Origin of the sequence: Leifsonia sp. 563, assembly GCF_040545055.1 — a bacterium.
In the GTDB taxonomy this organism is placed as follows: Bacteria; Actinomycetota; Actinomycetes; order Actinomycetales; family Microbacteriaceae; genus Leifsonia.
Map to the genome: position 1 here is coordinate 263,367 of NZ_JBEPLE010000003.1, position 21,536 is coordinate 284,902.

The 21,536-nt window shown below is 69.7% G+C and carries 26 protein-coding genes; 17 read left to right on the plus strand and 9 right to left on the minus strand.

The features are described from left to right. Nucleotides 1–31: 31 nt before the first annotated feature. On the plus strand, nucleotides 32–499 hold the full coding sequence (gene tadA, locus ABIC47_RS11750; RefSeq protein ID WP_018189407.1) for a tRNA adenosine(34) deaminase TadA: 468 nt from the start codon (nucleotides 32–34) through the stop codon (nucleotides 497–499). A 40-nt stretch (nucleotides 500–539) separates the two neighbouring features. Here tadA and ABIC47_RS11755 read toward each other — a convergent pair whose 3' ends face one another. After that, entirely contained in the window at nucleotides 540–1,241 is a 702-nt protein-coding gene (locus tag ABIC47_RS11755) for a glutamine amidotransferase (RefSeq protein ID WP_354480588.1), read from the minus strand. Further along, on the minus strand, nucleotides 1,238–2,200 hold the full coding sequence (locus tag ABIC47_RS11760; RefSeq protein ID WP_018189409.1) for a cation diffusion facilitator family transporter: 963 nt from the start codon (nucleotides 2,198–2,200) through the stop codon (nucleotides 1,238–1,240). Before ABIC47_RS11760 ends, ABIC47_RS11755 begins: the two co-directional genes overlap by 4 nt. Before the next feature lie 23 nt (nucleotides 2,201–2,223). On the opposite strand from ABIC47_RS11760, the gene proC reads away from it, so the two are divergent. After that, on the plus strand, nucleotides 2,224–3,069 hold the full coding sequence (gene proC / locus ABIC47_RS11765; RefSeq protein ID WP_354480592.1) for a pyrroline-5-carboxylate reductase: 846 nt from the start codon (nucleotides 2,224–2,226) through the stop codon (nucleotides 3,067–3,069). 77 nt (nucleotides 3,070–3,146) lie between these two features. Here proC and ABIC47_RS11770 read toward each other — a convergent pair whose 3' ends face one another. The 3 genes from ABIC47_RS11770 to ABIC47_RS11780 all read right to left on the minus strand — a co-directional run bounded on the left by ABIC47_RS11770 (nucleotide 3,147) and on the right by ABIC47_RS11780 (nucleotide 6,281). Further along, a complete protein-coding gene (locus ABIC47_RS11770) occupies nucleotides 3,147–3,764 on the minus strand; it encodes a putative endonuclease domain-containing protein (protein ID WP_354480594.1) in 618 nt (205 codons plus the stop codon). Between the two features lie 413 nt (nucleotides 3,765–4,177). Further along, nucleotides 4,178–4,849, minus strand: coding sequence for a potassium channel family protein (locus ABIC47_RS11775; RefSeq protein ID WP_018189412.1), 672 nt, complete (start codon nucleotides 4,847–4,849; stop codon nucleotides 4,178–4,180). Further along, a complete protein-coding gene (locus ABIC47_RS11780; protein WP_089880116.1) occupies nucleotides 4,842–6,281 on the minus strand; it encodes a TrkH family potassium uptake protein in 1,440 nt (479 codons plus the stop codon). Before ABIC47_RS11780 ends, ABIC47_RS11775 begins: the two co-directional genes overlap by 8 nt. Before the next feature lie 81 nt (nucleotides 6,282–6,362). On the opposite strand from ABIC47_RS11780, the gene ABIC47_RS11785 reads away from it, so the two are divergent. The 5 genes from ABIC47_RS11785 (at nucleotide 6,363) to ABIC47_RS11805 (ending at nucleotide 7,841) form a co-directional block, all read left to right on the plus strand. After that, the gene (locus ABIC47_RS11785) at nucleotides 6,363–6,788 is read left to right on the plus strand and encodes an ArsR/SmtB family transcription factor (RefSeq protein WP_020075899.1); all 426 of its coding nucleotides are present in this window, start codon (nucleotides 6,363–6,365) and stop codon (nucleotides 6,786–6,788) included. 41 nt (nucleotides 6,789–6,829) lie between these two features. Then, nucleotides 6,830–7,042: a helix-turn-helix domain-containing protein gene (locus ABIC47_RS11790; protein WP_020075898.1), complete on the plus strand. Its 213-nt coding sequence runs from the start codon at nucleotides 6,830–6,832 to the stop codon at nucleotides 7,040–7,042. Nucleotides 7,043–7,112: 70 nt separating this feature from the next. Then, on the plus strand, nucleotides 7,113–7,211 hold the full coding sequence (locus tag ABIC47_RS11795; RefSeq protein ID WP_003792170.1) for a 30S ribosomal protein bS22: 99 nt from the start codon (nucleotides 7,113–7,115) through the stop codon (nucleotides 7,209–7,211). A 70-nt stretch (nucleotides 7,212–7,281) separates the two neighbouring features. After that, on the plus strand, nucleotides 7,282–7,545 hold the full coding sequence (locus ABIC47_RS11800; RefSeq protein WP_354480598.1) for a glutaredoxin family protein: 264 nt from the start codon (nucleotides 7,282–7,284) through the stop codon (nucleotides 7,543–7,545). Then, entirely contained in the window at nucleotides 7,542–7,841 is a 300-nt protein-coding gene (locus tag ABIC47_RS11805) for a Dabb family protein (RefSeq protein ID WP_354480600.1), read from the plus strand. The genes ABIC47_RS11800 and ABIC47_RS11805 overlap by 4 nt, the downstream gene beginning before the upstream one ends. Before the next feature lie 23 nt (nucleotides 7,842–7,864). Here the strand turns inward: ABIC47_RS11805 and ABIC47_RS11810 are convergent, their stop codons facing one another. Both ABIC47_RS11810 and ABIC47_RS11815 read right to left on the minus strand, forming a co-directional pair. Continuing rightward, the gene (locus ABIC47_RS11810) at nucleotides 7,865–8,566 is read right to left on the minus strand and encodes a GntR family transcriptional regulator (RefSeq protein ID WP_018189418.1); all 702 of its coding nucleotides are present in this window, start codon (nucleotides 8,564–8,566) and stop codon (nucleotides 7,865–7,867) included. Then, on the minus strand, nucleotides 8,566–9,234 hold the full coding sequence (locus tag ABIC47_RS11815) for a GntR family transcriptional regulator (RefSeq protein ID WP_354480602.1): 669 nt from the start codon (nucleotides 9,232–9,234) through the stop codon (nucleotides 8,566–8,568). The genes ABIC47_RS11810 and ABIC47_RS11815 overlap by 1 nt, the downstream gene beginning before the upstream one ends. A gap of 217 nt (nucleotides 9,235–9,451) precedes the next feature. Here ABIC47_RS11815 and ABIC47_RS11820 point away from each other — a divergent pair, with 217 nt between their 5' ends. After that, a complete protein-coding gene (locus ABIC47_RS11820) occupies nucleotides 9,452–10,672 on the plus strand; it encodes an isochorismate synthase (protein WP_018189420.1) in 1,221 nt (406 codons plus the stop codon). A gap of 29 nt (nucleotides 10,673–10,701) precedes the next feature. On the opposite strand, the gene ABIC47_RS11825 is transcribed toward ABIC47_RS11820, so the two are convergent. Continuing rightward, a complete protein-coding gene (locus ABIC47_RS11825) occupies nucleotides 10,702–11,556 on the minus strand; it encodes a polyphosphate kinase 2 family protein (protein WP_354480604.1) in 855 nt (284 codons plus the stop codon). Between the two features lie 135 nt (nucleotides 11,557–11,691). Here ABIC47_RS11825 and ABIC47_RS11830 point away from each other — a divergent pair, with 135 nt between their 5' ends. The 5 genes from ABIC47_RS11830 (at nucleotide 11,692) to ABIC47_RS11850 (ending at nucleotide 16,806) form a co-directional block, all read left to right on the plus strand. Further along, on the plus strand, nucleotides 11,692–12,078 hold the full coding sequence (locus ABIC47_RS11830; RefSeq protein WP_018189422.1) for a hypothetical protein: 387 nt from the start codon (nucleotides 11,692–11,694) through the stop codon (nucleotides 12,076–12,078). Nucleotides 12,079–12,180: 102 nt separating this feature from the next. Then, nucleotides 12,181–13,272, plus strand: coding sequence for a bifunctional demethylmenaquinone methyltransferase/2-methoxy-6-polyprenyl-1,4-benzoquinol methylase UbiE (gene ubiE / locus ABIC47_RS11835; RefSeq protein ID WP_354480606.1), 1,092 nt, complete (start codon nucleotides 12,181–12,183; stop codon nucleotides 13,270–13,272). Nucleotides 13,273–13,292: 20 nt separating this feature from the next. Then, complete coding sequence (locus ABIC47_RS11840) at nucleotides 13,293–14,348, plus strand: polyprenyl synthetase family protein (RefSeq protein WP_354480877.1); 1,056 nt, start codon at nucleotides 13,293–13,295, stop codon at nucleotides 14,346–14,348. A gap of 30 nt (nucleotides 14,349–14,378) precedes the next feature. Further along, the gene (locus ABIC47_RS11845; protein WP_089880141.1) at nucleotides 14,379–15,776 is read left to right on the plus strand and encodes an FAD-dependent oxidoreductase; all 1,398 of its coding nucleotides are present in this window, start codon (nucleotides 14,379–14,381) and stop codon (nucleotides 15,774–15,776) included. A gap of 13 nt (nucleotides 15,777–15,789) precedes the next feature. Then, nucleotides 15,790–16,806 carry an alpha/beta hydrolase gene (locus tag ABIC47_RS11850; protein WP_354480607.1) on the plus strand — a complete coding sequence of 339 codons (1,017 nt, stop codon included), beginning with the start codon at nucleotides 15,790–15,792 and terminating at the stop codon, nucleotides 16,804–16,806. Here the strand turns inward: ABIC47_RS11850 and ABIC47_RS11855 are convergent. Next, nucleotides 16,793–17,281 (minus strand): YajQ family cyclic di-GMP-binding protein, encoded by a 489-nt coding sequence (locus ABIC47_RS11855; protein WP_018189427.1) that lies wholly within the window; start codon nucleotides 17,279–17,281, stop codon nucleotides 16,793–16,795. The two genes, ABIC47_RS11850 and ABIC47_RS11855, sit on opposite strands and share 14 nt — an antisense overlap. Before the next feature lie 127 nt (nucleotides 17,282–17,408). On the opposite strand from ABIC47_RS11855, the gene ABIC47_RS11860 reads away from it, so the two are divergent. The 4 genes from ABIC47_RS11860 (at nucleotide 17,409) to ABIC47_RS11875 (ending at nucleotide 21,532) form a co-directional block, all read left to right on the plus strand. Next, nucleotides 17,409–18,098, plus strand: coding sequence for a DedA family protein (locus tag ABIC47_RS11860; protein WP_020075887.1), 690 nt, complete (start codon nucleotides 17,409–17,411; stop codon nucleotides 18,096–18,098). Next, on the plus strand, nucleotides 18,095–19,327 hold the full coding sequence (locus tag ABIC47_RS11865) for a sensor histidine kinase (RefSeq protein ID WP_354480610.1): 1,233 nt from the start codon (nucleotides 18,095–18,097) through the stop codon (nucleotides 19,325–19,327). Before ABIC47_RS11860 ends, ABIC47_RS11865 begins: the two co-directional genes overlap by 4 nt. After that, on the plus strand, nucleotides 19,324–19,995 hold the full coding sequence (locus ABIC47_RS11870; RefSeq protein WP_020075885.1) for a response regulator: 672 nt from the start codon (nucleotides 19,324–19,326) through the stop codon (nucleotides 19,993–19,995). The genes ABIC47_RS11865 and ABIC47_RS11870 overlap by 4 nt, the downstream gene beginning before the upstream one ends. 160 nt (nucleotides 19,996–20,155) lie before the next feature. After that, complete coding sequence (locus ABIC47_RS11875) at nucleotides 20,156–21,532, plus strand: acyltransferase family protein (protein WP_354480612.1); 1,377 nt, start codon at nucleotides 20,156–20,158, stop codon at nucleotides 21,530–21,532. Nucleotides 21,533–21,536 lie beyond the last annotated feature (4 nt).

A 21,536-nucleotide genomic window follows, 5' to 3' on the forward strand; every position in this document is an offset into this window, starting at 1 on the left:
AGCCGAACCCCCGAACGCCGAGAGGACCGCCGTGAGCCTGCCCGTGCCCAGCGACTACGAGCAGTGGATGCGGCGCGCGCTCGACGACGCCCGGCTCGCCTTCGACACGGGCGACGTACCGGTGGCCGCCCTCGTGCTCGACGAGCACGGCGAGGTCATCGGACGGGGCCGCAACGAACGCGAGCTCCGGCACGACCCGACGGCGCACGCCGAGGTGCTGGCCCTGCGGGAGGCTGCGGCGACCCGCGACGACTGGCACCTCGAGGGATGCACGCTCGTGGTCACGCTGGAGCCGTGCGTGATGTGTGCGGGCGCCGTGCTGGCGGCACGCGTGCCCACCGTGGTGTTCGGCGCCTGGGACGAGAAGGCGGGCGCCGCGGGGTCGGTGTACGACGTCCTGCGCGATCGCCGGCTCAACCACCGCGTCGAGGTGTTCGCGGGCGTGCTCGCGGAGGACTGCGGCGAGGTGCTTCTGGACTTCTTCCGCGCCAAGCGCTGAACGCTGGGCTTTCAACGCTGGGCGCTCACAACGCGACCCGTCAGGCGGGCAGGCGCTCCAGCCATTCGGAGAACGCCGCGCGCGACGCCTCCTGCATCCGCGCCGAGTACATCTCGCGGTCGCGTCGGAGGGCGTCCGGGTCGATGGCCAGCTCATCCAGCTCGTTGTATCCGTCGGCGACCCACGCCTCGTGCATCTCATCCGTGACCTCGGGATGGAACTGCACGGCGAGGGCGAAGCCGCCGATCGCGAACGCCTCGTTCGAGTAGTCGCTGGAGGAGGCCAGCAGCGTCGCCTGCTCCGGCAACTCGAACGTGTCGCCGTGCCACTCCACGACGGGGACGCCGTCGAAGTGGCGGATCGGCGAGTCCGTGCCGGCCGTCGTCGGCTCGACCCGGCGGTAACCGATCTGGGTGGTTTCACCCTTGTAGACCTGCTCGCCGAGCGCGCCGGCCATCAGCTGAGCGCCAAGGCACACACCGAGCACGGGACGCTCCGCGGCGATGCGCTCCCGCAGCAGCTCCTTCTCCTGCTCGAGGAAGGGGAACTCGTCGGTCTGGTAGGCGCCCATCTCCCCGCCGAGGACGACGACGAGATCGGCCTCCGCCGGGTCGATCGCCGAAACGTCCTCCGTGGTCACATCCACGATCCGCAGGTCGTAGCCGTGCTCGGTCAGGACCGGGCCGATGTTGCCGAGGTGGATGCTGGGGTCGTGCTGCAGGATGACGGCGGTGCGGGTCACTCGAGTCCTTTGATGACGATGGTGTCGGTTGCGGGAGCGGCCTCGTTGGGGTCGACCCATACGTCCGGCTCGATGTAGATGACGCGCGCCGCGGGGACGGCTTCCCGGATGCGGTGCTCGACGACATCGATCGCCGCGGCGACGTCCGCGAGGCGGTGCTCGCCCGAGAACGCGAGCTTCGCGGCCACCATCAGCTCGTCCGGGCCGAGGTACAGGGTCTTCATGTGGATGATGCGTTCGACCTCGGGGCCGGACGTCACCGCGCTCTCGATCGCGGCGAGATCGGCGTCCGACGCGCCCTCGCCGACGAGCAGGCTCTTCGTCTCGATTCCGAGCACGACGGCGACCGCGACCAGCAGCGCGCCGATGAAGAGGGTGCCGATGCCGTCCCAGACGCTGTTGCCGGTGATGATCGTCAGGCCGACGCCGATCAGGGCGAAGACGAGGCCGGTCAGCGCCGCCACATCCTCGAGCAGGACCACGGGGAGTTCGGGAGCCTTCGCGCGGCGCACGAACTGCGGCCACGACATCCCCTTCTTGTGCGGGCGGGACTCGTGGACGGCCGTGCGCAGCGAGAAGGACTCCAGACCGATGGCGATGAGCAGCACCAGGATCGGCAGCCAGGCGTTCTCGAGCGGGTGCGGATGGGTGAGCTTCTCGATCCCCTCGTAGATGGAGAACACGCCGCCGACCGAGAACAGGATGATGGACACGACGAAGGCGTAGACGTAGCGCTCACGCCCGTAGCCGAACGGATGCTCGCGGTCGGCCTTGCGGCGCGACTGCCGACCGCCGAGGAGCAGGAGCAGCTGGTTGCCCGAGTCGGCGACCGAGTGCACACCCTCCGCGAGCATCGACGACGAGCCCGAGAAGGCCCACGCGATGAACTTGGTCAGGGCGATCCCCAGGTTGGCCGCGAAAGCAGCGATGATCGCTCTGTTACCGCCGGATGCGCTCATGCCCTTCATCCTAGGATGGCCGCATGGACGACGCGCAGAACGTGACCCTTCCGACCATCGCGATGCTCGGTGCGGGCTCCATGGGCCGTGCGATCCTGAGCGGTCTGCTCGGGCCGGGCGTGCAGGTCGCCGGGATTCGGGTCACGAACCGGTCGGAGGCGCGAGCGGCGGAGCTCGCCGGGACGCCGGGCGTGACCTCCTACGCGACGGAGACGAAGGCGGACGCCAACCGGCTCGCGGTCGATGGAGCGCAGGTGGTGATCGTCGCGGTGAAGCCGGCGATGGTCCGCGACCTCCTGGCCGAGATCACCGACTCGTTGGCGCAGGGGACCGTCGTCGTCAGCGTGGCGGCCGGGGTCACCACGGAGACGATGGAGTCGCTTCTGCCGGACTCGGTCTCCGTCGTCCGCGCGATGCCGAACACTCCGGCCGTCGTCGGCAAGGCGGTGACCGGCATCAGCGCGGGTTCGCGCACCGACCCGGAGGACCTGCAGGTCGTGCGCGCCCTGTTCGAGACGGTCGGCGAGGTGGTCGAGGTGCCGGAGTCGCAGCTGGATGCGCTGAGCACGATCTCGGGATCCGGCCCGGCGTACGTGTTCCTCCTCATCGAGGCGCTGACCGAGGCGGCCGTGCAGAAGGGCTTCACGCCCGAGCAGGCGGCGACCCTCGTCAACGGGACGTTCCTCGGGGCGTCCGAGCTGCTGGTCTCCTCCGGCGAGGACCCGGCTGAACTGCGTCGTCGCGTCACCAGCCCGAACGGCACCACCGAGCGGGCGATCGCCGTCCTCTCCGAGGCCGATCTCCCCGCTCTCTTCGCCCGCGCGACCGACGCCGCCCTCGCCCGCGCTCGCGAGCTCGCCGCCGGCTGACCCGCCCCCACCCCCACCCTCTCAAGTCAACAGCTCCTGAGTTTTTCGCCCGAAACGCCGCGATTGGGGCGAAAAACTCAGGAGCTGTTGGCTTGGGCGCGCGCGAGAGCCCGGCGGACGAGCATGACCGCGCGAGGGACGGGCTCGCGTAAGTCGGCCGACGTGACGAAGACCGTGTCCCATCCTGCTCCGGCGAGCCGTTCGCGTCGGTTGATGTCTTCTTGATACGTCGCCTGGTCGGTGCGGTGATGATCGCCCAGATACTCGATCGCTACGCGCTCGGCCGGATAAGCAAGGTCGACCATCGCGATGCGGCGGTCCCGATCGAAGACGCGGTAGTTCAACTCGGGTTCGGGAAGCCCGGAGTCGACGAGCGACAGGCGGAGCCGGGTCTCTTGCGGAGACAGAGATCCGAACCGCACAAGCTCGATCGCCTGCCGGAGACGCTGGATGCCGGGGCGCCGAGCATGGTGACGGAGCGCCCGCTCGAGGTCGTCCTTCGTTCCGTGGTCGGTGTCGCCGGAGTACGGCTCGTCGCCGGTGACGATGAAGTCGCCGATCACGACGAGCTCAGGGATAGACAGCGTCGGGGACAACTGCGCCCACGAATCCTCTGGTGAGAAGCAGCGCAGGTCATCCACCCGGACGATGCGGTGTCCCGCCGGTCGCAGCTCGTGAGCTACGACACCCTTCATCTGGGGTGGCTTCGCAGGCGCAAATGTCGCTACGTGCACGTCATCGGGTACGCGGGCACGCGACAAGGGGAGGCCGTGGATCATCGCGGCGGAGTAGTGGCTGAAGAGGTGTGCGTCTCTTTCGAGCAGCGCATAGGCCTGGCACTTCGCGAGATGGTCCGTCAGAACGCCTGATCGGGTTCGCACGCCGCGGAACGGTCGCGTGGACGCATCCCGATACAGCTGCGTGCGCGACATCCCCGATTCCAGCGCTGCGCGAATGGTGAAGCTCTCCTGCATCCGCACATCATCGCGGCCCGCGGCCGCCCCGACGCACTTATGCACAACCAAGCCAACAGCTCCTGAGTTTTTCGGCCAAATTGCGCGCGAAACGCAGAAAAACTCAGGAGCTGTTGGCTTGTGACTGGGGAGGGTCAGGCGTCGAGGGCGGCGAAGCGCTCGATGTCGGCGGAGGCGCCCGAGACGATGACGAGGTCGTGGTCGGAGACCACCGTGTCGGGCGTCGCGTACGTGAACGGTTTGCCGGGGCTCTTCACGCCGACGACCGTGATGTTGTACTTGGAGCGGACACCGGATGCGCCCAGACGCAGGCCGCGGATCGGCTTCGGCGGGTACATCTTGACCAGCGCGAAGTCGTCGTCGAACTCGATGAAGTCGAGCATCCGGCCGGACACCAGGTGCGCCGCCCGCTCGCCCGCCTCCGCCTCCGGGTAGATCACGTGGTTGGCGCCGATGCGCTCCAGGATCTTGCCGTGCGACTTCGAGATCGCCTTCGCCCAGATCTGGGGCACCTTCAGGTCGACGAGGTTCGCCGTGATCAGCACGCTCGCCTCGATCGACGACCCGACGGCGACGACCCCGATGGAGAAGTCCTCCGCGCCGATCTGCCGCAGCGTCTCGATCGAACGCGCGTCGGCCTGCACGGTGTGGGTCACACGGTCGGCCCACTTCTGCACGAGATTCGCATCCGTGTCAATCGCGAGCACCTCGCGGCCGAGGCGGTCGAGCTGCCCGGCAGTCGCGGCGCCGAACCGGCCGAGCCCGATGACGAGGACGGGCGCGTTGTGTCTGATCCGGTCAACCAACGAGCGGCCTCTCCTCCGGGTTGTGGTACAGCTGGCGGCGTTGGCTCTGGGCCAGCGCCGCGGCGAGAGTCACTGTACCAACGCGTCCGCAGAACATCGTCGCGGCCATGACGTAGATGCCGGCGTCCGGCAGTTGTTCGGTCAGACCGGTGGACAGACCGCACGTCGCGAACGCCGAGATCACGTCGAACAGGACGTGGTCGAGCGGCGCCTTGGTGATCTGCAGGATGAGGATGCTCGACACCGCCACGATCGTCGCGCCCCAGAGCGCAACGGCGACGGACAGCCTCAGGACGTCGATGGGGATGCGGCGGCGGAACGCATCCATCGACTCCACCCCGCGCGCCTCGGCGAAGGCGGCCAGGAAGAGGACGGCCAGCGTCGTGACCTTGATGCCACCGGCGGTGGATGCGGACCCTCCGCCGATGAACATGAGCATGTCGGTGACGAGCAGGCTCGACCCGTGCAGGTCGTCGATGGGGATGGTCGAGAACCCGCCCGACCGCGCCATGGTCGACAGGAAGAACGACTGGAACACCGTGTGTCCGGCGTCCAGGTCGCCGAACGTCTTCGGGTTGTCGTATTCGAGCACGATGTAGAGCACCGCCCCGGCGACGAGCAGGATGACCGACGTGAGCAGCGTCAGCTTCACGTGGATGGACCAGCGCCGCCGCTTCTGACGGAGATTGGATGCGATGGCCAGGATGACCGGGAACCCGATCGCGCCGAGGAACACGCCGATCATCAGTGCGCTCAGGAACCAGTAGTCGGTCGCGAACGCGTCGATGCCTTCGCGATTGGGTGTGAACCCGGTGTTGGTGAACGCCATGGCCGAGTAGTAAATCGACTCCCATGCGGCCGTGCCGACGTCGATGCCCGCGATGAGCATCCGCGGGAACAGCAGCAGGGCCACGGCGCCCTCGATGACGACCATGCTGATCGCGACGGTGGTGAGCAGCTTGCCGACCTCGCCCAGCCGGACCGCCTGTCCTTCGGCGACCGGGCCGCCGTGCACGCGGAGCGGGTTGCTGTCGCTCGCCGCCATCAGCTTGGCGCGCAGCCCGAGCTTCCGCGAGATGACCAGCCCGAGGATGGATGCCATGGTCAGCACGCCGACGGCGCCGACCTGCACGCCGATGTAGACGAGCAGATGCCCGAACACGGACCAGTGGGTCGCCATGTCGACGGTCGCGAGCCCGGTCACGCAAATGACCGAGACCGCGGTGAACAGGGAGTCCGCCAGTGGCGTCCACCGCCCGTTCGACGAGGAGATCGGCAGCGAGAACAGCAGCGTGAAGACGAGGATCAGAAGGGCGAACACGAGGATCGCGAACCGGGACGGGCTGCGGGCCGCGAACCCGTTGAGTGCGGCGCGGATGCGCCCGACGGCCGACGCGGGCCGTCCGGGGACCGCCCGGGTGGTGGCGCTCATGTCTCGTCCTTCCCGTCGTCTTCGGCTGTCGGGCGGGCTTCGGACATGGTACTGCGTCGGGGGAATGGCTAGCCTGGGGACATGGCCGACATCTTCGACGTGATCGCCGATCCGACGCGGCGCGACATTCTGCGCGTGCTGCTCGATCGCAATACGGACGCGGCGCATTCCGTGGGCGAGATATCCGTTTCCGAGATCGTCGCGACGCTCGAGCTGAGCCAGCCGACGGTGTCCAAGCACCTGAAAGTTCTGCGCGAGGCGGGTCTGGTGTCCGTGCGCGAGGAGGGCCAGCACCGCTACTACAGCCTGGATGCCGGCCCGCTGGTGGCGGTCGAGGACTGGATCATTCCGTTCACGGCATCCGATGAGGACATGGAGCTGAGCGTCCGTCTGGCGGAGGAGACGCGCGAGTTCGCGAGCACGGTCGGCAAGGTGCTCGCCGACACGCGTCACCGGGTGTCGTCGGCGACCGAGCGCGTGACGCCGAAGAAGTGGCGCAAGGACTGACCCTCCGCGAGTACGATGACCGGAAAGAGGAGGACGGACGCATGGCACACGATCTGAGGGACGTGCGCTTCCTGACGGTCGCCGAGGTGGCCGACATGATGCGCGTCTCCCGTATGACCGTGTACCGGCTCGTCCATTCGGGCGAGTTGCCCGCCATCCGCTTCGGTCGATCGTTCCGTGTTCCGGAGTCCGCGGTCGACCAGCTGCTGCAAGCCGCGACGTTCCGAGAGGGCGGCGTCGCGGACTCTGCGTGACGTCAGGTAGACTGGCTGCTCGTGTCGCCGCGCGCCCCGCGGCATGCCCCCGATTCTTTGTGAGGTCCACGTGGGTTCCGTTATCAAGAAGCGTCGCAAGCGTATGGCGAAGAAGAAGCACCGCAAGCTTCTTCGCAAGACGCGCCACCAGCGTCGCAACAAGAAGTAGACCTCGAGTCTGCGGCTCCAAGCGTCGGTCCGTCCGGTCCGGCGCTTTTTGCTGCGTCTAGAGTGGATTCGTGTCCAGCGTCTCCCTGACTCTCATCGGCAAGCCCGGATGCCACCTGTGCGATGACGCGCGGGAGGTCATCCACTCGGTCATCGACCAGCTGCCGGACGGCTCGCCCACGGTGACCGTGGAGGAGCGCAACATCCTGCAGGACGCCGAACTCCACGAGAAGTACGTGGAGGAGATCCCCGTCGTGCTCGTCGATGGACGCGTCCACACCTACTGGCGGGTCGACCCGACACGCTTGCGCACCGCTCTTCTGGAGGCCGAATGACCATCCGCCACGTCGTCTCGTGGAAGCTCGCGACGAGCGATGAGACAGAGCGCGCCGAGCAGGCCGCCGAGATCAAGCGCGGCCTGGAGTCGCTTCCCGCCGTCATCCCGCAGCTGCGTTCGCTCCAGGTCGGTGTCAACGCGGTGCCGGGCGACAACTTCGACGTCGTGCTGATCAGCGACTTCGACGACGTGGATGGCATCCAGGCGTACCTCGACCACCCGGCGCACCTCGAGGTGGCGGGATACATCCGCTCCGTTGTGGGATCTCGAGCCGCGGTCGACTTCGAGTTCTGACGCCGCAGTGCGACGCCCGCGGGTCAGAAGACCGGCGTCTTGGTGATGTCGGCGTCCCGGCGGCGGTAGTCCTCGAGGAACTGCGTGAGGGTGCCGGCGTAGAGATCCTTGACGAGGTCTCCGGCCTTCTGACCGTCGCGGTCCTTCGCGGCGGCGAGGATGCCGGCCAGCGCACCCGGGAGGTCGTCGATCCCGAACGGCGTCTCCCAGACCGAGATGTAGCGGAGCAGCTGCGGGCTGAGGCCGTCGCTGACCGAGGCCAATACATCGTTTCCGCCCGCGCGCGTCAGCTCGAGGAAGAAGTCGTTGAAGGCGCGGCCGAGAGCGGGGAGGTCGCGGGCCTTCGCGGCCTTCTTGACCTCCTTCTGCGCCTTGTCGAGACGAGTGACGACGGCGTTCTCGAGCTCGGGGACGTTCGCGCGGGCGGCGTGCTCGTGGAGGAGACCGGTCGTGTAGATGGCCTCGTCGATCGCCTTGAGATCGATCGGTGCGACACGGGTGTACCGGTTGGGCGCCATCTCGACGAGGCCGATGTCGGCGAGCTTCATCAGCGCTTCGCGGATCGGGGTGCGCGAGACGCCGAGCCACGCGGTGAGCTTCTCGTCGAGGAGTGTCTCACCCGGCTCGAGGGTGCCGTCGAGGATGCCCTCGTACAGGCGGTTGTAGACCACATCGCGCAGCAGCCGGCGCTCGACCGGTGCGGTGTCGCTCACGGGCAGCGGCATCAGCGGGCCTCCTTCGATGGCGTGCCGAACTCGTCGGCGATCGAGACGATCGACTTGTCGAACAGGTCGCCGGCGGCCCGTGCTGCTTTGTCCGCCTTGCCGGCGACGGCGGCGTCGATCAGTGCCTTGATCGAGGGGAGCGCCTTCTCGAGCGGCGCGGAGGAGGGCGCGGCCTTGAGCGCCCGCTGCACCTCGGGAAGGTGTCGCTTGAGCAGGCGCGCGACGGTCGCGTTGTCGAGGCGGCGGACGAAGACGCCGAGGAAGCCGTCGGCGGAGAGCCCGGTGCGGACGGCCTCGGACGCGTCGGCGGATGCGAAGGAGCGCAGCGTCTCGCGGTCGCCCTCGGTGAGGAGCGGCGTCGCGTCGCGCACGACACCGGCGACGAGCACACCGACGGTGGTGAGCAGCTCGCGGAGCCGGCGCGACTCGATCGGCGTGACGCGCGTGCGTCGCTGGGGCAGGATCTCGACCAGGCCCATGGCCGCCAGCTGGTTGAGCGCCTCACGGACGGGGGTGCGGGACACCCCGACCCAGCGTTCGATCTCGGCGTCGTAGAGCTGCTCGCCGGGGAGCAGGTCGCCGTCGACGATGGCGTCGAGCAGGCGCAGGAAGACTTCGTCTCGGATCAGCCGCCGGGGGCTGGCGGCTCCGGTCACGGGCACGGGCATAGTTGGATGTTACATCCAGGTGGATCGGTCTTCGGGCTGATGTACTGAGTGTCGAACGCGCGCATTGCCTGCTCTATTTGTCTGGGGGAGCGCCCGGACGCGCCGCGCGCCGCATCCATCGACTCCCCATCCGCTCCCCAACGGGCGTACAGCATCGCGGGCGTAGGCTGGCCTGGTGAGATCAGCCCCGACCGCTCGGCGGGATACGGGCGTTACGGTGCTCGTGGCCGAGACCGCACCGCTCGACGACGTCCGCCAGCTCATCCCGTTCCTCGACTCCCGCGCACCCCTGCTCTGGTTGCGCAAAGGCGAAGGGATGGCGGCGATCGGGGAGGTGCTCCGGCTCGACTTCACCGGCCCGGACCGCATCCAAGAGGCGTCTGCCGCCTGGCGGGCCACCGCGGCCGCCGCGGAGGTCGACGACGCCGTCCGCACGCCGGGGACGGGACTCGTGGCGTTCGGCACGTTCGCGTTCGACGACGAGAGCACGGCGACGAGCACGCTGATCGTGCCCGAGGTGATCATCGGCCGCCGCGGCAGCCGTAGCTGGATCACCCGCATCCGTCGCGCCGACGCCCAGGCGACGGCCCCGTTGCCGCGCCCGACCCCGTTCGGTGACGAGTACCGGCTGGCCCTCCTCCCCGGCGAACTGGGTGGCGAGGGGTACCGTTCGGCCGTCGCGGCCGCGGTCGAGCACATCCGCGAGCAGGATCTGTCGAAGGTCGTGCTGGCGCGCGACCTCCGCGGGCACCTGCCGATCGAGTCGGACCTCCGCCGCGCGCTGGTGGAGCTCGCGCTCGGCTACCCGGACTGCTGGACCTTCGCGGTGGACGGCCTGGTCGGCTCGTCTCCGGAGACGCTGGTGCGCGTCCACCACGGAACGGTGACGGCACGCGTGCTGGCTGGGACGATCTCGCGTGGCTCGGACGCCTCCCTCGACGCTGCCGCTGCCGCCGAGCTGGTGGCCAGCGCGAAAGATCAGGGCGAGCACCGCTTCGCTGTGACCAGCGTGATGGATGCGCTCCGCCCGCACAGTGCAGACCTGGCAGCGAGCGACGAGCCCTTCACGCTCAAGCTCCCCAACCTGTGGCACCTCGCGACGGACATCGCCGGGATGCTGAGCGACGGATCCAGCTCGCTCGACCTCGCCGCCGCGCTGCACCCGACGGCAGCGGTCGCGGGAACGCCCCGCCGCGAGGCGCTGGAGCTGATCCGCGAACTGGAGCCGTTCGACCGCGGACGCTACGCGGGCCCGGTCGGCTGGGTCGGCGGGGACGGCGACGGCGAGTGGGCGATCGCACTCCGGTGCGCACAGGTGACTCCGGACGGCGACCTGACCGCATATGCGGGGGCGGGCATCGTCGCGGACTCCGACCCCGAGCGGGAGCTTGCCGAGACGACGATGAAGTTCCGGCCGATCGTGGAGGCGTTCGGCTGAGCGAGGTCCACTGACCGGCCGACCCGCGATCAGGAGTCGGCCAGGCGGCGCTTCTGCTCCTCGACGTCGTAGTCGGGCATCGGCCACTCCAGGTCCAGCCCCTCGAGCGCGCGGATCAGCAGCTGCTGCACGGCGACCCGCGCGTACCACTTGTGGTCGGCGGGGACGACGAACCACGGCGCCTCCGCCGTGCTCGTGCGCTCCAGGGCGATCTGGTACGCCTCCTGGTAGTCGTCCCAGCGGAGGCGCTCGTCGACGTCGGCGGGGTTGAACTTCCAGAGCTTGGCGCGGTTCTCGAGCCGGGCGGCCAGGCGCTTCTTCTGCTCGGCCTTCCCGAGGTGCAGCATCACCTTGACGATGGTGGTGCCGGACTCCGCCAGCTCGTGCTCGAATCCGGTGATCGCGCCGTAGCGGCGCTCCAGCTCCTCCGGCGGCGCGAGCTGGCGCACACGGCCGATCAGCACGTCCTCGTAGTGGGAGCGGTCGAAGACCCCGACCTGGCCCGCGGCGGGGACCTCCCGCCAGACCCGCCACAGGAAGTCGTGCGAGAGCTCCTCCGGGGTCGGCTTGCCGAAGCCCGCGTAGTGGACGCCGCCGGGGTTCATCGCGCCGATGACGTGCGAGACGATGCCGCCCTTGCCTGCGGTGTCCATCGCCTGGAGCACGAGGAGGACGGATCGCGGGGCGCCCTCCCTGCCGCACGCGAACAGCTTCTCCTGGAGCTCGGCGAGGACGTCCTTCCCCGCTGAGAGGGCATCCTTCCCCTCGTCCTTGCCGCCCTCGAAGCCGGGGGCGCCGTCGGTGGGCTGGTCGGCGAGGCGGAAGCCGGGTCGCACCCGGAGCAGCTCGGAGGGATCCGTCGTCCAAAACGTGTCGTGGGACACCGTCGCTCCTCACCCGTGGGGCGGCCGTCCGCTCCGCGATCTCTGGGATCGCCATGGTAGTCCCGCCCGTTCAGATGTGGTCTAGCCGTGGGTCGGCACGCAGCATTACGGTGTGCGCGATGAGAGGGGACTGAGATGGGCACCTTCTGGAATGCGTTCTTGTACGTCTTCTGGATCTTCGCGTTCGTGGCTTTCGTGATGATCCTGTTCACCGTGCTGGTCGACCTGTTCCGCGACAGCGGGCTGAATGGATGGTGGAAGGCCCTGTGGGTGATCTTCTTCATCTTCGTCCCGCTGATCTCGGTGCTCGTGTATCTGATCGCCCGCGGACGGGGGATGGCGGAGCGGAGCATGGCCCGCCGTGCCCAGGTGCCGGAGGACGACGACTGGGGGTCGAAGCCGACGGCGTCGGCGACACCGGCGGCCGACATCCAGCAGGCGCAGGCGCTTCTCGACCAGGGTGTCATCTCGCGCGGCGAGTTCGACGCTCTGAGGGCGAAGGCGCTGGGGCAGCGGTTCTGATGGTCGGAAGCCGTCGTGCCGGAGCGCCTCGCCTGGCTGACCGTTCGGCGTGCATCCTGTCGTCGGCATGCACCCGTTGACGCCGCAGCCTAAGCTGGTGGGGTGAGTAAGGCCGACCTCAGCAAGCAGCCCGCCCAGGTCGCCGCCATGTTCGACCAGGTGTCGACGCGCTACGACCGGACCAACAACGTCCTGTCGGTCGGCAATGCGGCCCTGTGGCGCGTCGCGACGACGCGTGCGGTCGCGCCGCGCGCCGGCGAGACGATCCTCGACGTCGCGGCCGGGACGGGCACGTCGAGCGCCTCCCTCGCCCGCAACGGGGCGTCCGTCGTCGCCGCCGACTTCTCGGCCGGGATGATCGACGTCGGCCGGCAGCGCCAGGCCGGAAACCCCTTCATCCGTTTCGTCCAGGCCGACGCCATGGACCTCCCGTTCGACGACGACACGTTCGACGCGGTGACGATCTCATTCGGTCTGCGCAACATCGTCGACCCGAAGAAGGCGCTCGCCGAGTTCTTCCGTGTGGTCAAGCCCGGGGGCCGCGTGGTGGTGTGCGAGTTCTCCCAGCCGCCGCTCGCTCCCGTCCGCGCCGGATACTCCGCGTATCTCAAGTTCGGGATGCCCGTGCTGGCGCGCGTCGCCAGCTCCAACCCGGCGGCCTACGAGTACCTCATGGAGTCCATCCAGGCGTGGCCGGACCAGCGCGCGCTCGCCGGGTGGATGCGCGAGGCCGGTTTCGAGCGTGTCGCGTACCGCAATCTGACGGCCGGCATCGTCGCCGTGCACCGCGGTTTCAAGCCCGAGCGCCAGGCAGCGCCGGTGGAGCCGGTCGCCGCCACGCCCGCCGTGGATCCGCAGCCCGAGGCGCCGGCCGAGAAGCCGGCTGCCGCGACGAAGCCCAAGGCCGCTCCGAAGCCGAAGGCCGCTCCGACGAAGGCGAAGCCCGCTGCTGCGAAGCCTGCTGCTGCGAAGCCTGCTGCTGCGAAGCCCGCTTCTGCGAAGCCCGCTTCTGCGAAGCCCGCTGCTGGGAAGCCCGCCGCTCCGAAGTCTGCCGCCGCCAAGCCCACGACACCGAAGCCCGCGGCACCCAAGCCGAAGCGCTCGACCTCCGCCGGCTCCGAGTCGCGTCCGGCATCCGCCGGAACCGCCGGCTCCGAAGAGTCTGCGTCCACCATCCCGTCCGAGGGGGAGTAGTGCCACGAAGTGTCCCGGCTGTGCGGCGCCCGTCGCTGACCAGCCAGCTCGGCTTCACCGAGCGGATCTTCCTCCGCGGTGACGACCGCCAGCTCGCGAACGCCGTCGACGCCGGTCTCGCGCAGGTCGAGGAGAGCCTCCACCGCGAGATGCACTTCGCGGACAACCTCGCCGACGTGACCGCCCGGTACCTCCTCGAGGCCGGCGGCAAGCGGGTCCGTCCCATGCTGACCCTGCTGGCCGCCCAGCTCGGCGACGGCACGAACGCCGACGTCATCCAGGCGGCCGAGGCCGTCGAGATCACCCACCTCGCCTCGCTGTACCACGACGACGTCATGGACGACTCCCAGATGCGCCGCGGCGTGCCCAGCGCGCAGTTCGTCTGGGGCAACTCCGTCGCCGTGCTGACCGGCGACCTGCTGTTCGCCCGCGCCAGCAAGCTGGTCTCCGCGCTCGGTGAGCGCGCCATCCAGCTGCAGGCCGACACGTTCGAGCGGCTGTGTCTCGGCCAGCTGCACGAGACCATCGGACCCCAGGAGGGCGAGGACCCGATCGAGCACTACATCGGGGTGCTCGAGGACAAGACCGGCTCCCTGATCGCGGTCGCCGCCCAGATGGGCGTGCTGTTCTCGAACGCTCCGAAGGAGTACGAGCAGCCCGTCGTGGTGTTCGGCGAGAAGATCGGCGTGGCCTTCCAGCTCATCGACGACGTCATCGACCTGTCGTCGGAGGGGGTGGCCGAGACCGGCAAGACCCCCGGCAACGATCTGCGTGCCGGCGTCGCGACCCTCCCCGTCCTGCGCCTCCGCGAGCGCGCCTCCACCGACCCGGAGGCCGCAGCCCTGCTCGAGCGCCTGGAGCGCGACGTCATCGGCTCCGCCGAGGACGGCGAAGTCACGCCCGCCGCGATGGAGGCGATCGCCGCGCTCCGTGAGCACGACGTGACCCGCCAGACGCTGGAGGAGGCGCACCGCTGGGCGCGCGAGGCGGTCGAGGCCCTCGAGCCCCTTCCGGACGGCCCGGTGAAGAAGGCTCTGATCCGGTTCGCGGACACGATCGTCGAACGCTCCAGCTGAGCGACCAGCAACCCCAGAAGGAATCAACGAATGACCAAACTGCGACTGGCCATCGTCGGCGCCGGACCGGCGGGCATCTACGCCGCCGACATCCTGCTGAAAGCGGAGCGGGGCTTCGACGTGTCGATCGACCTGTTCGAGCAGCTTCCCGCCCCGTACGGCCTCGTCCGCTACGGCGTGGCCCCCGACCACCCGCGCATCAAGGGCATCATCACCGCACTGCGCGAGGTGCTCGACAGCGGTGACATCCGGATCTTCGGCAATGTCCAGTACGGCCGCGACATCACGCTCGACGACCTCAAGCGCCATTACAACGCCGTCATCTTCGCCACCGGCGCCGTGCGCGATGCCGACCTCGAGATCCCGGGCATCGAGCTTCGGGGTTCGTATGGAGCGGCCGACTTCGTCAGCTGGTTCGACGGACACCCCGACGTCCCGCGCACGTGGCCGCTCGACGCTAAGTCGGTCGCCGTCATCGGCAACGGCAACGTCGCACTCGACATCTCCCGCATGCTCGCCAAGCACGCCGACGACCTGCTGCCGACCGAGATCCCGGACAACGTCTACGAGGGGCTCAAGAACTCGCCCGTCACCGACGTTCACGTCTTCGGCCGTCGTGGCCCCGCGCAGGTGAAGTTCACTCCACTGGAGCTGCGCGAGCTCGGCGAGCTGCGCGATGTGGACATGATCCTCTACGACGAGGACTTCGACTACGACGAGCAGTCGAAGGCGGCGATCGCGAGCAACAAGCAGGTGATGGTCATCGACCGCGTGCTGCAGCAGTGGCGGCAGCGCGAGGTCGGCAACGCATCGCGACGGCTCCACCTGCACTTCTACGCGAAGCCGCTCGAGGTGGTGGGCGACGAGAACGGCCAGGTGCGGGCCTTCCGCTGGGAGCGGACCGAGCCCGACGGCGAGGGGGGCGTGCGCGGTACGGGCGAGATCCGCGAGCTCGAGATCGATGCGATCTACCGGGCCGTCGGCTACTTCGGCTCGCCGCTGCCCGGCATCCCGTTCGACCGCAAGCACGGCGTCATCCCGAACCACGAGGGCCAGGTGCTGCGCAAGGGCGACAACGAGCGCATGTACGGGGTCTACGCGACCGGGTGGATCAAGCGCGGGCCCGTCGGGCTCATCGGTCACACCAAATCGGATGCCATGGAGACGATCAAACATGTCATCAACGATCAGGGGAACTGGTGGTCGCCGTCCGACCCTGACGAGCAATCTGTGGAAAACCTCCTCCACGAGCGAGGTGTGGAGTACACGACGCTCGACGGCTGGCACAACCTCGACGCGTACGAGCAGTCTCTCGGCGCCGAGCGCGGCCGGGTCCGGGTGAAGGTCGTCCCGCGCGACGAGATGGTGCGGGCCTCCAACGGGGAGCCGGTCGGCAGCGGGCCGGCGAGCGGGCAGGCCGCCGAGTAGGCGCCCCGGCGGCATGGCGAACGCGCGCGAGTGGGTCCCCGACATCCTCGGGGAGCCGTTCGAGCAGCTGACGCTTCCGCTGCGACCGGACGCGGAGGGCGACGTCGTCGCCACGCTCGTGCGATATTCGCCGCCGCCGCGCCTCCACCTGCACCGTCGGCCCGCCGCCGACACCGACGTCCTGTACGTGCACGGCTGGTCGGACTACTTCTTCCAGACCGAGCTCGCCGAGTTCTGGCACGACCAGGGCGCTCGGTTCCACGCGCTCGATCTGCGCAAGTACGGCCGCAGTCTCCGCCAGGGGCAGACTCCGGGGTTCGTGGACGACCTGGCCGTCTACGACGAGGACATCGCGGCAGCGCTGGACGCGATCGGCCACGGTGAGCCGCAGGACCCGGAGGGGGCACACCGCCCGCGGTCGCGCCGCCTCATCCTGCTGGGCCACTCGACCGGCGGTCTCACCCTCAGCCTGTGGGCCGACCGCCACCCCGGCCGAGCGGATGCGCTCATCCTGAACAGCCCTTGGCTCGAGTTCCAAGCCCGGTCGGCGGGTCGCGCCGCGTTGACGCCGCTCATCGACCTGCACGCGCGCATCGACCCGAAAGCGGCGATGCCCAACGTCGACCTGGGCTTCTACAGCCGGACGGTGTCACGCACCATGGACGGCGAGTGGGACTACGACCTGGCCTGGCGCCCGATCCGCGGCTTCCCGGTCCACCCCGCCTGGCTGGTGGCCGTGCTGGCCGGGCACGCGCGTGTCGCTGCGGGCCTGCACATCGACGCGCCCGTGCTCACGTTGCTGTCCGAGCGCTCGACGCTGCTGCCGCACTGGACGCCGGACATGCTGACCTCGGACGTGGTGCTCGTCGTCCGCGACATCGCTCAGCGCGCGCTGCAACTCGGGCCGACCGTCACCGTGTCGTGGCTGGAGGACGCCCTCCACGACGTGTTCCTGTCGCGACCGCCGGTGCGCCGGGCGGCGTACGCATCCATCACGCAGTGGATGCGCGGGTACCTCAGCGCAGGTTGACGAACTGCAGGGCGACGTCGAGGTCCGCGTTCTTGAGCAGCGCCATGGTGGCCTGCAGATCGTCGCGGCTCTTGGAGCTGACCCGCAGCTCGTCGCCCTGGATCTGCGACTTCACGCTCTTGGGCGCCTCATCGCGGATCAGCTTGTTGATCTTCTTGGCCGCATCCTGCTCGATGCCGTTCTTGAGTCCGACCTCGATGCGGAACTCCTTGCCGGACGCGTACGGCGCGCCGGTGTCGAGCGACTTGAGGGTGATGCCCCGCTTGACGAACTTCGACTCGAGGACCTCGAGCACGGCCTTCACGCGTTCTTCGGTGTTCGCCTTCAGGAGGACCTTCTCGCCGCTCCACTCGACGGATGCGCCGACGTTCTTGAAGTCGTAGCGCTGATCCACCTCTTTGCGGGCCTGGTTGACGGCGTTGTCCGCCTCCATCTTGTCGACCTTGCTGACGACGTCGAACGAGGAGTCTGCCATGGTGTCCGTCCTTCCCGTAGTGAGCTGCTCCCAGTCTACGAGGCGGGACAAGTCCCTCCGCGGTAGGGGTCGGACCGGTACTCCCGGGGGACGCGCGGAGGGCGCTCCGATTCCTATCGTCGGGACCATGGACGCCATCAACGACTTCATCGCGGCAGCGGCCGCATCTCCGTGGGTCTATCTCGTCGTCTTCGCGGTCGTGCTGGTGGACGCCTTCTTCCCGCCCGTTCCGAGCGAGTCTGTCGTGATCGGCGCCTCTGCTGCGGCGGTCGCCGTCGGCGTCCCGAACCTGCCCCTGGTGCTGGCATGCGCCGCCGCGGGGGCGATCGTGGGCGACAACCTCACCTTCGCGCTCGGGAGGACGTTGGGGCTCGACCGGTTCCGGGTGCTGCGGAGGCCACGCATGGCCGCCGCCGTCGAGCGCGCACGGCGCGGCATCCACGCCCGCGCCGGGGTCCTGGTGCTGTCGGCGCGATACGTTCCGGTCGGTCGGGTGGCCGTGAATCTGGTGGCCGGGGCGTCCGGTCTGGCGTGGCGCCGGTTCGTCGGGCTGTCGGTCATCGCGGGCGTCTCGTGGGCGCTCTACTCCGTTACAGTGGGGGTGGTCGCGGCCCAGTGGCTGCACGGCAACGCGTTCCTCGCGATGGTCGTCGGCATCGCACTCGGGGTCGGCACGGGGGTCGTGGTGGATGCGCTCCTACGGCGTTCCGCTCGCCGGCGCGCGTCGCGGGCGGGCGTCGAGTCGCCTGCCGCCGTCGCATCCCGACCTGCGCAGACCGGAGCGCGACGCGCCGCGCTGGAGGGAGGACGCCGATGACTGCGAACAGCCTCCCCACCACCGCCCGGGTCGACCGGTGGCTCCTCGTGCTGTGGATCGCAGCGTCCGCAGCGTCCGTCGCCATCGTCGCGGTCGCCGCCTCCATCGGACCGGCCGTCTACCGCGTGCCCGTCGCTCTCGCCCTGCTTCTAGCGCTCCTCCAGGGGGCGTCCATCGTCGGCGCATTGCTCTGGCCGCGCGTCGCGGCCGCTGCCGCCGCGGCCTCGCTGCTGGGCTTCGCCGTCGTCTCACCCACGACGGCGTCCGCTCCGTGGCCGGTGTCGGCCCCATCCATCGTCGCGTTCTCGGCCACGATCGCCCTCGTCGTCGTGCGGGGCGCCTGGCGTCCCGGACTGGTGGCGTGGGCCGTCGCGGTCGCGGGAGCGGTGACCATCGGAGTGGTGGGCGGCGCTGCTGCCGGCACGGCGAGCGAAGTCGACGGCGCCGCGACCGCCGACCTGATCGTGTTCGCGTCCGTCAGCGGAGCTGTGCTCCTCGGGGCGTTGCTCGTTTCGCGCTGGCAGGATGTTCGCCGCCAGTTGGTGCGCGAACGGCAGACCTCCGCGGGGGAGCTCGCACGGCGTGAGGTCGCGGAGGAGCGGACCCGCATCGCGCGCGAACTGCACGACATCGTGGCGCACGGGATGTCGGCGATCCAGGTGCAGGCGTCGAGCGCGAAGTACCGCATCCCGTCGCTTCCGGACGAAGCGGTCGCCGAGTTCGACGACCTCGCCGCCACCGCGCGCACCGCGATGGGGGAGATGCGGCGACTGCTCGGGGTGCTCCGCAGCGACGACGCCGGGGTGGAAACGGCGCCGCAGCCTGGCGTGACGGACATCCCGGCGCTGGTCGCCGACGCGGCGCGGCGCGGACGGGTGGAGCTCGTCGGCACCGACGTCGACACCGGCGGCATGGACGCCATCACCTCTCTCGCCGCCTACCGGATCGTGCAGGAGTCGCTCAGCAACGTCGCGCGGCACGCGACCGACGCCGCCACCGTGGTCCGCCTGGACCGGGTGGACAACTCGCTCGCGATCGAGGTCCGCAATGCCCCGGCCCCCGGTCGCCCCGCCTCACCGCCTGCTCCCGACGGCGGAGGGCACGGCATCCGCGGGATGCGGGAGCGGGCGGAGCTGCTCGGCGGCACGCTGACCGCCGCCGCCCAACCCGACGGCGGGTACCTCGTGCGTGCGGTCCTCCCGCTCGCCGGGAAGAATGGAACGCCGTGACGATCTCCGTGCTCGTGGTCGACGACCAGGCGATGGTCCGCGCCGGCTTCGCCGCCATCCTCGCGGCCCAGGACGGGATCGACGTGCTCGGCCAGGCGTCGGACGGCGCTGAGGGTGTCGAACTGGCGCGCCGCCTGCGACCGGACGTCGTGCTCATGGACGTGCGAATGCCCGGCATGAACGGCATCGACGCGACGCGCGAGCTCGTCCATCCGTCGCGCGGTGAGCCGCATCGACCGCTCGTTCTCGTGCTGACCACGTTCGACGCGGACGAGTACGTCTACGACGCGCTCGCCGCCGGTGCGAGCGGGTTCCTGCTCAAGGACGCGCCGCCGGACGACCTCGTCCACGCCGTCCGTGTCGTCGCGGCCGGGGAGGCGCTGCTCGCTCCGCGCGTGACCAAACGACTGCTGGAGCGGTTCGCGACCCAGCGGCCCGCCACCTCCAGCCGCGCTCTCCTGCTCGCCGACCTGACCGAGCGCGAGCGCGAGATCCTCGTGCTCATCGGGCGGGGGATGTCGAACGCCGAGATCGCGGCGCAGCTCTTCATCGCGGAGCAGACCGTGAAGACGCACGTGAGCCGCATCTTCACCAAGCTGGGCCTACGCGACCGGGTGCAGGCCGTGATCCTGGCCTTCGATGCCGGGCTCGTCGAACCGGCGCCGTAACGCCACATACAGGGGCGACAGCGCTGGCAGCGCTGGGCCGCTGACGCCACCCCTACCGCGGTAGTGCCCGGGGTTGGCTCTGTGGAGGGACGCGGCGGCCGACACCGCATCGAGACGCTCGTACCGACCGGTCACCCCGACCGGACGGAAGGAACGTCCGATGTCTCTCGCAGCCGCCACGCTCGCGCCCGACTCCCCGCCGACTCGGGCGAGAACCGCTACGGGTCCGCATCCCGACCGCGCTCCGTCCTCTCGGCGCGACGCCGCAGTGGATGTGGCCCGCGCCTGGTGCCTCACCGTCGTCGTCGCCCTTCACGCTCTGATGGTCGGCGTCTCCGTTACGGCGGACGGGCCGCTGCTCCAGAACGCGATGGAGCACTGGGGCGGGTTCGGCATCCTGACCTGGTTCGGCCAGGTGATGCCGCTCTTCTTTGTGCTCGGCGGGTTCTCCGGGTTCCTGCAGTGGGAGCGCGCACGCGTGCGCGGTGACGGGTACGGCGCGCAGCTCGCCGGTCGCCTGCGGCGCCTGTTCGTGCCGGCGGTCGCGGCGGTACTCGCGATCGTGGTGGTGCTGGCCCTGTTGCAGTTGGCCGGCGTGCCGGAGGACATCGTGGCGACCGCGGGTTTCCGGCTCAGCCAGCCGCTGTGGTTCCTCGGCGTCTACGTCGTGTGCACGGCGGCGCTGCCTCTGCTGGCCGCCCTGCATCGGCGTCGTCCCCTGCTTGCGCTCGCGGGTCTGGGGGCAGCGGTGCTCGCCGTGGACGTGGTCCGCGCATCCACGGGCGTGGCCGCCGTGGGCCTGATCAACCTGCTCTTCGTGTGGTTGCTCGTCCAGCAGCTGGGCTTCGTTCTCGCAACGCTTCCCCGGGACGGATGGTCAGCGCGTCGTGCGAGGTGGATGGCCGTCGCCGCGTTCGGGACTCTGGCCGTGTTGTGCGCCGCCGGCGTCTACTCTCCCGACCTCTACCTTAATCTCAATCCGCCGACCGGAGCCCTCGTGCTCCTCGGCGTCGGTCAGCTCGCCGTCTTCTCCCTCCTTCGCACCCGGCTCGCGCGTCTCGCGGAGGGTCGCATCCTCGGCCGGTACGTGGCCGCCATGAACCGGCGCGCCATGACCGTGTACTCGTGGCACATGCTCGTTCTGGTCCTGCTGGCGGGTGTGCTGCTCGTGGTGGGCGGCGAGTCGCTGCCTCAGCCTCTGTCGGCCGGGTGGTGGCTGACGCGGCCGCTGTGGCTGGCCGCCGCCGGGGTGGCGGTGGCCGGGGTCGCGGCGGTCGCCGGGCGGCTCGAGGCCCGGCGGTCCGACGCGGGCGCTGGGATGGGATGGCGCGTCGCGAGGCCGGTTCGTGCGGTGTGCGCCGCGGCCGCGGGAGCCGGCGGTGTCCTGCTCATTCTGGTCTCCGGGTCGGCGCTGGCGGGATGGGTCGTGGGCGCCGTGCTGATCCTTGCTTGCCTCGGTCTACTTCGCTCGCCCGGTGTGTCGGCAGAGCAGCGGCAGGCCGTCTTGACGGGAGTCGCGCGGGTAGGAGAGGCTTAGGCAA